Below are 6,506 nucleotides of genomic sequence, written 5' to 3' on the forward strand. Positions count from 1 at the left end.
GTCTGGGCTTGCAGCGACGAAGCGAGCAGCAGTGCGACGGGGACCATCGGAGTTCCTTGGGTGAGGCAGGTGCGGCAGCGGACCTGCAAGGGAGCGTGAAAGGGCCGGCTCCCTTTCCGGCGCGGACTTCTTAGCGCCGTGGGACAGGGAGCGTCTTCCCCTTCTAGGCTTGAAATGCGGTCCCTTCCGGGGCCCGGTACATAAGGACCCGCCCTTGAGGCCCACCCTGCTCCCGCTGTTGTTCGCGCTGTCGCTGTGGCCCGCCGTCGTCCCGGCGGCGCAGAAGGTCACCGTCCCGGTGGATGTGGGCGTGGGGCCGGCGGTGTTCGTGTTCTCCGGCCCCATCGCGGACGACCAGCTCCTGCACACGGGGCTGAAGCTGTCGGTGGACGCGGTGCTGGACAAGGAGTGGCTGCGCAAGAACCAGCGCGCGATTCCGGCGCGCTACCGCAAGCAGGCGAAGCAGATGGATGAGATCCGCATCTCGCCGTCCATCTTCATCCCGGACTCGTTCATCATCTCGCCCAAGTACCGGGACACGGGGATGTACGGCGTGACGTTCAAGCCGCTGGGCGTGGGGCTGCCGCTGTCGTCCAGTCCGGTGCGCTTCAAGCTGGGCGTGGGGCTGGTGTTGACGTACGCGTACATCTTTTCCGACACGCTGCCGGACACGCACTTCCTGCGGCCCGGGGCCAGCCTGGGCGCGGACCTGGAGTTCCAGCTGGCGAAGAGCTTCCTCATCAGCGTGGGCTGGGAGTCCACGTTCTACGTGCCGCAGGAGCTGGGCGGGCTGGGGCTGCCGGACTCGCTGGGGGACGGCATCTTCCACGTGGGGCAGGCGTACCTGCAGCTGCACTTCCGGTTCCCGTACACGACGACGTTGTAGCGCTCGCGCGCGGGCGGGGGCCGTGGCTAGCGTGCGCGGCACCATGCCCCTCGTCCTCGCCACCGACGCGCAGAAGGCAGAGCGCGACGCCGTCACCCATGCCGCCTGGGGTTCCCCCCTGAGCGTGCCGCAGTACCAGGAGCGCGAGGCGCGGCTGCGCGCGCACCCGTGGAGCCGCGAGAGCATGAACACGTGGCTGTGGCTGGCGGACGACGGCCGGGTGCTGGCGTCGTGCGAGACCTTCCACACGGACAGCTTCCTGCGTGGCGCGGACGGACAGCTCACGCAAGGGGACAGCTACGCCATCGCCAGCGTGTTCACGGAGGAGCACCTGCGCGGCCGGGGACATGCCACGCGGATGATGGACGCCGTCGCCGCGGAGCTGGAGAAGGTGGCGCCGCGTCCGCACTCGGTGGTGCTCTTCTCCGACGTGGGAGCGCCGCTGTATCGCCGGTCCGGCTACGTGGAGGTGCCCGCGTGGGACTGGCAGCTGGCCGCGTCCGAGGCGCCGGGGGGAAGGCCCGTGGATGGCGGGCTCCAGGAGACGGATGTGGCGGCGGCGCTCGAGCGGATGCGCCGGCCGGACGTGCCGTTCTTCCTGTGGCCCAGCGCCACGCAGGTGGACTGGCACCTGGAGCGGGAGCGCATCTACGCGGAGCTGCTCGCGCGCCCCCGGCCCCGGACGTGCGGCGCGGTGGTGGGCGGGTCCACCGCGCTGTGGGTGATGAACGCGCGCTACGGCCAGCTGGTGGTGCTGCTGCTGGATGCGCAGGATGCCTCCGCCGCGGAGGCGCTGCTCACGGAGGCGCGCCGCGTGGCGCATGGGGCGGGGCTCGAGCGCGTGGTGTGGTGGGAGGAGCCCGCGACGGCGGCGCTCGTCAGTGGAGTGCCCGGCGCGGTGCGCGTGGAGCGGGACGGGTCGCTGCCCATGCTGCGCCCGCTGCGCGCGGGATTGCCTCCCGCGCCAGCGGTCCCCTTCCCTCGCGCCCTCTGGGTGTGAGCTACGCGGTCAGGGCGGAGAGGCCCTGGAACAGGGTCCGGGCCTGCTCGCGTGAGGGCAGGCCCGCCTCATTCATCAGCACCTCCGGCGGCTGATGGCCCTCCACCTCTTCGCCCAGGAGCCGCAGCGCGTCCCGCCGCGCCTGGTGCAGGCGCTCCCGCTGGACCTCGCTCAAGCGCTCCTGCGCCCAGGCATCCACGGCCCACGCCAGCTCCGCGTGCCGCACTTCATCCCGGGTGATGGCGCGCAGCGTGCTCCGCGCCTCCGGGTCCCTGGCGGTGCGCCCCTGCCAGCCCGCGACGAAGGCGCCGAACGTCTCCCGCACGCAGCCCTCCACCGCGTTCTCGCGCAGCATCTCCTCCAGCGAGCGGGGCTCGAACGGCGGCAGGTCCACCTCCGGCATCGTCGCGCCGTGACGCCGTGCGAGCGCCTGCATCGCGCGCGTGTGACGGACCTCGTCCCCCGCGGAGCGCCGGGCCGCCTTCACCAGGACCTCCGGCGCGCCGTGCGCCTGGAGCTCTTCCGCGAGCCGAAGGAACGCGGGCACCGACGCCGCCTCCAACCAGGCCGTCTTCGCGAACAGCGCTCCCAGCTCGCTGCCCGGGTCCAGCACGGAGGCTTCCCGCAGGCCCTCCGGGCGGCGGCCGTCATGGAGGCAGGTGGCGTACTCGCAGATGAGGACGGCGCCTCCGAAGGGGACTCTCTGCGCCGAGCAGCGCAGCATGACGCCACCTTCAGGATGCCTGGGACAGGGCTCGCAGGAGGGATTCCAGGGCAGGCTTCCATCCGCTTCGAGTTCGATGAGCCCCGCGGTCTGCGGGGACAAGGGCTCACACCCGTTTTCGTTGTTGTCGCCGCAGGCCAGTCCCCCGGGCAGCAGGGGAGCGGCCAACAGCAGGCCGTAAAGCGTGCGGCGCAACATCCGGTGCCTCGGGACCAACACCCTTCGCTGTGACATGGGTTTCCCCCCCCACGCTCCCATTCCTGGTGAGCGGTCTGGCTCCCCGCCTCCGGCCCGGGGGAACAAGAGCGCCAACCTTAACCCGGATGTGTCACGCGGCGGCAGGTCCCCTAGGATGCGCCGCATGGCCGAGCGAAGGCGCATCATCGAGGGCTCCTGGAACTGCACGTCCTGTGGCGCGAAGAACATCCCCGCGCGCCACAAGAACTGCCCCTCCTGCAACAACCCCCGGGAGCTCACGGGCAAGGAGTCCGAGTTCGACTTCGGCGACGTGGACGCCGCGTCCGGAAAGTCCACCCGCGAGGGCGTCACCGACGAACAGGCCCTGGAGATGGCCGGCGCCGGCGAGGACTGGTTCTGCGCCTACTGCGGCGCGGCCAACCGGGGCGACGGCAAGCGCTGCCGGCAGTGCTCCGCGGAGCGGGGCTCGGACGCGACGTCCGCGCCGCTCGCGGACCTGGGACCCAAGGTGCCTCCGAAGCCCACGCCCAAGCCGCGCCGCTTCGGGAAGGTGGCGCTCATCATCGTGGGCGTCCTCGCCTCGTGCTGCCTGGGCACCTGCGCCGTGGGCATCTGGGGCAACATGAAGCATGAGTTCAAGGGCGAGGTGGTGGCGACGAACTGGCGCCGCGCGCTGGTGCAGGAGCGCTTCGTGCCGGAGACGCGCACGGGCTGGCGGGACGAGCTGAGCGCCACCTCGCCGCGCATGCCGGTGAACGGCACGGGCGAGGTCGCGGGCGTGACGAACATCCGCGACTGCGTCTCCAGGCAGCGCGGCACCCGCCGCGTGGCGGACGGCACCCAGCGCGTGTGCCGGACGAAGACGCGCAAGGTGGCCTGCGGCACCGAGGAGAAGTGCACCCGCCGAGACAAGGGCAACGGCTTCGCGGAAGAGGTCTGCCACGACGTCACGAAGTACTGCAGCGAGTCCTACGAGGACTGCGACACGGAGACGCGCTACCGCAACGAGCCCGTCTACGCGCAGCAGTGCGCCTATGACACGTACGTGTGGAAGCCGGTGGACACGCGCGAGCTCAAGGGCTCGGACGGGCCGCCGCGCTGGCCGGAGCTCACCGCCGGGACGAACGAGCGGGTGCGGCGCGAGGAGGACTACACCGTGCTCGTGCGCTACGACGACGACGGGGTGAAGCAGCACGAGGTGAAGCCCACGCGCGAGGAGGAGTTCGTCGCGTGGAAGAAGGGCCAGGGCGTCACGCTCACGGTGACGAACCTGGGCAAGGTGGAGCAGGCCGTCCGCCGCTGAGGGAGTCCCATGGAGTGCACCTGCTGTGGCGCCTGCTGCGTGGCGCCGGACATCGCCGCGTTGGACAAGCCGCTGGGGCTGCGCTGCCCGCACCTGGGCGCGGACAACCTGTGCACCGTGTACGAGCGGCGGCCCCAGGTGTGCCGGGACTACGCGGCGGATGAGGTGTGCCGCCGCATCGAGGCCCCCACGCTGGAGGAGCGCGTGCAGAACTACCTGGCGCTGTTCCAGCTCACCGCGGAGGCGCAAGCCGTTCGCGAGTCCGGCTGCGCCTCCATGCGGATGGCGCGCGCCATCCGGGAGCGCAAGTGACGTTCCAGCCCACCGAGCCCTTCGTTCCCGCGCCGGGACTTCGCGGCGCGCATGCGCAGACCATCTACGCGTCGCTCGTGCGCCCCACCCGCGTGCCGCCCCTTCGCCGGGAGCGGAAGGATCTGCCGGACGGGGACTTCGTCGACCTGGACACCTTCGACGGGCCCACGGGCGCGCCGCACGTGGTGGTGCTGCACGGCCTGGAGGGGTCCTCGCAGGCGGGCTACGTCACGGAGGTGCTGCGGGGCGCGGCGAAGCGCGGGTGGGGCGCCACGGCGATCAACTTCCGCTCGTGCAGCGGGGAGCCGAACCGGCTGGCGCGGGCGTACCACTCCGGCGACACGGCGGACACGCTGCGGGTGATGGCGGACGTGAGAGCGCGCATCACCGGGCCCATGCTCGCGGTGGGCTTCTCCCTGGGCGCCAACGTGCTGTGCCGGCTGCTGGAGGAGACGGGGGAGCAGGCGCCCGTGGTGGCCGCCGCGTCCATCAGCGCGCCGTACGACCTGGACGCGTGCTGCCGGAAGCTGGATGGCGGCGGCGGCTTCCACTGGCTCTATCGCGAGCGGTTCCTGCGCACGCTCAAGAGCAAGGCCCGCGCGAAGCTGCAACGCTTCCCCGGTGCGTTCGACGGGACGCGCATGGAGGCGGCGCGCACCATCCGGGGCTATGACGACGTGGTCACCGCGCCGCTGCATGGCTTCCGGGACGCGGAGCACTACTACCGGGAGGCCTCGTCGGGGCCCAGGCTGGCGGACATCCGCCGCCCCACGCTGCTGTTGAGCTCCGCGGATGATCCGATGCTGGAGGCGCCGGTGATTCCGCCTTCCGCCCGGGACAATCCGTTCCTCAGCGTGGTGCTGACCGAACAGGGCGGCCACGTGGGCTTCGTCGCGGGCCAGGCGTTTCGCCCGTACTTCTGGGCGGAGACCCAGGCGCTCACGTTCTTCGAGCGGGTGCTCGCCCGCTGATCAGCCGAAGAAGAACATGAAGCCGAGTTTCCCGGACGGCTGCACGGTGCGCATCATCCACGACTGCTTCTCCACGGGAGACAGTCCGTCGCGGAAGGGCTCGTCCAGCTTCTGGAGGCTGGGGACGTCCATCTCCATGAAGCTCATGCCGCCGCGCACGAAGAAGCTGAGGCGCCGGGTGGCGTTGAACTCCAGACCCACGTGCGTACTGATGTACGTGTAGCCCACGCGCTCCATGGAGGAGGCGGGCAGCTGCGTGCTGTCCGCCAGCCGCCGGTTGAGCGTCTTCGTGCTCGCGGCCTGCGCGTGTCCGAACTCCCATGAGAACGAGGGAGAGACCTTGCCCTTCAGCGGGAGCAGCGTGAGGCCCGCGCGCAGGGCGCCTCGCAGGCCGTTGTGCGCGCCACCAATGTGCAATCGCAGGTGCTGCGAGGGCCGGAGGACGCCGGAGAGTCCCGCGCCCTCGGGCATGCCCGCGTCGAGCATCAGACCGAAGGGCGCGAGCCGCTCCGGATCATTCATGCGGCGCCGGCCTTCAGCCTGCTGTGATTGCACTTGAGGTAGCTGCACCTGCGGTGCGGTCTGGGCAATGGCCGCGTGGGCCGCCAGGACCGTTACCGCCGCGGTGACGATGGACACCGCTCCCATGAGGCTTCTCCCCGTTCCAGACATCGCGGCCACGCGCGATGAGATTTGCGAGGTACGCCGGATCCCGGGAGCGCTCACTCTCCGAGACCCGGCTGCGTGTTGCTCCCCCCGACCCGCCACTCCACTCCCGCCACTGCCACACGCACGGTGCTGACTGTCGCGTCGCCTCGATGCCGCTCCCGGCTGGATCGCGAAGCTCTTGCACCGTCACGTCTTCGATTCACGGCCCTTCACTTCTCCCGTCCGGCGACTGCGTCTGCCTTTGCCGGACTCCCCCAAACTGCGCACTGCTCCGTCCCGCCGCCCAGCCCCGTCCAACGACCTGCTTGCTGCCTTGCTCGACCGCGCAGCCTGCTGCCCCCCGTGCCGCGCGTTGCGAGGTGATGCGTACCGCACTGATCCGCCGTGCTGCGTGCTGCGTCCCCCTCCTCCGTCCCGCCCGTCCTGCGTGCTGCCCCGTACTG

7 protein-coding genes are annotated in these 6,506 nt (G+C 71.0%); 5 read left to right on the forward strand and 2 right to left on the reverse strand.

Annotated features, from left to right (window positions below):
* The first annotated feature begins 214 nt into the window (after nucleotides 1–214).
* Nucleotides 215–886 (forward strand): hypothetical protein, encoded by a 672-nt coding sequence (locus D7X96_RS38330; RefSeq protein ID WP_120553036.1) that lies wholly within the window; start codon nucleotides 215–217, stop codon nucleotides 884–886.
* A 43-nt stretch (nucleotides 887–929) separates the two neighbouring features.
* Nucleotides 930–1,886: a GNAT family N-acetyltransferase gene (locus D7X96_RS38335; protein WP_121771956.1), complete on the forward strand. Its 957-nt coding sequence runs from the start codon at nucleotides 930–932 to the stop codon at nucleotides 1,884–1,886.
* Between the two features lies 1 nt (nucleotide 1,887).
* On the opposite strand, the gene D7X96_RS38340 is transcribed toward D7X96_RS38335, so the two are convergent.
* Nucleotides 1,888–2,808, reverse strand: coding sequence for a ferritin-like domain-containing protein (locus tag D7X96_RS38340; RefSeq protein ID WP_147468511.1), 921 nt, complete (start codon nucleotides 2,806–2,808; stop codon nucleotides 1,888–1,890).
* Nucleotides 2,809–2,971: 163 nt separating this feature from the next.
* Between D7X96_RS38340 and D7X96_RS38345 the strand changes: the two genes are divergently transcribed.
* The 3 genes from D7X96_RS38345 to D7X96_RS38355 are packed head-to-tail and all read left to right on the forward strand — an operon-like array spanning nucleotide 2,972 to nucleotide 5,394.
* On the forward strand, nucleotides 2,972–4,111 hold the full coding sequence (locus tag D7X96_RS38345; protein ID WP_121771954.1) for a hypothetical protein: 1,140 nt from the start codon (nucleotides 2,972–2,974) through the stop codon (nucleotides 4,109–4,111).
* 9 nt (nucleotides 4,112–4,120) lie between these two features.
* Nucleotides 4,121–4,423: a YkgJ family cysteine cluster protein gene (locus D7X96_RS38350; protein ID WP_120553039.1), complete on the forward strand. Its 303-nt coding sequence runs from the start codon at nucleotides 4,121–4,123 to the stop codon at nucleotides 4,421–4,423.
* Nucleotides 4,420–5,394, forward strand: coding sequence for a hydrolase (locus D7X96_RS38355; protein WP_121771955.1), 975 nt, complete (start codon nucleotides 4,420–4,422; stop codon nucleotides 5,392–5,394). Before D7X96_RS38350 ends, D7X96_RS38355 begins: the two co-directional genes overlap by 4 nt.
* Here the strand turns inward: D7X96_RS38355 and D7X96_RS38360 are convergent, their stop codons facing one another.
* Nucleotides 5,395–6,042, reverse strand: a complete 648-nt coding sequence (locus tag D7X96_RS38360; protein WP_120553041.1) for a hypothetical protein — start codon at nucleotides 6,040–6,042, stop codon at nucleotides 5,395–5,397.
* Between the last annotated feature and the right edge of the window lie 464 nt (nucleotides 6,043–6,506).

It is taken from the genome of Corallococcus interemptor, assembly GCF_003668875.1.
In the GTDB taxonomy this organism is placed as follows: domain Bacteria; phylum Myxococcota; class Myxococcia; order Myxococcales; family Myxococcaceae; genus Corallococcus; species Corallococcus interemptor.